Genomic DNA, 624 nt, shown 5'->3' on the forward strand with positions numbered 1-624 from the left:
ATGTTGCAACGGATGAGAGAGGTAATAGGCCCAAGAACTTTCGACGAAGGTCCATTCAAACAACTCTTCTTGTCAAAACTTCCCCAACAGGTGCTAGCAGTTCTGGTCTCGTTCCAGAACAACGGCTTAGACGAGCTAGCTGCATCTGCCGACCGCATTCTAGAAATTACGAAGTCTTCTACTACCGAGGTATTTTCAGTCAAAGAAAAGCCTCAMACGACTCAGAAYGATATAACCGAGTTATGTCACACACTCACGCGTTATCTTAGTCTTCGTACCGACCGTAAGAGATCRCGCACMCCACGTAGAAGCATKTCWCGTAAGCGATCTGTCTCTAGACCACGAGAGACAGATAACCCCGACTGGTGCTGGTATCATAACCAGTATGGAAAGYTTTYCAGAAATTGCAGAAAACCCTGCAATTTTCSCAACACGAAACCGASTGAYTCGAAAAACAAYTCGGGAAACTTCCAAGCCGGCACGCGTTAACGGCAACCGTAGCCGGCGAACAAAGCCGTCTGTTATTCGTCACAGATGTGACAACGAGAGTTCGCTACCTCGTCGACACTGGCGCAGAAGTTAGCGTTCTCCCAGCAAATCCTAACGACCGGCTTCACGAATCGA

Annotated in this window: 1 protein-coding gene; it reads left to right on the top strand. The window is 48.2% G+C overall.

Annotated features, from left to right (window positions below):
- The first annotated feature begins 12 nt into the window (after positions 1–12).
- Entirely contained in the window at positions 13–489 is a 477-nt protein-coding gene (locus EJ063_RS21885; protein WP_500691450.1) for a hypothetical protein, read from the top strand.
- Positions 490–624: the final 135 nt, after the last annotated feature.

Origin of the sequence: Vibrio aquaticus (assembly GCF_003970385.1) — a bacterium.
GTDB lineage: Bacteria > Pseudomonadota > Gammaproteobacteria > Enterobacterales > Vibrionaceae > Vibrio > Vibrio aquaticus.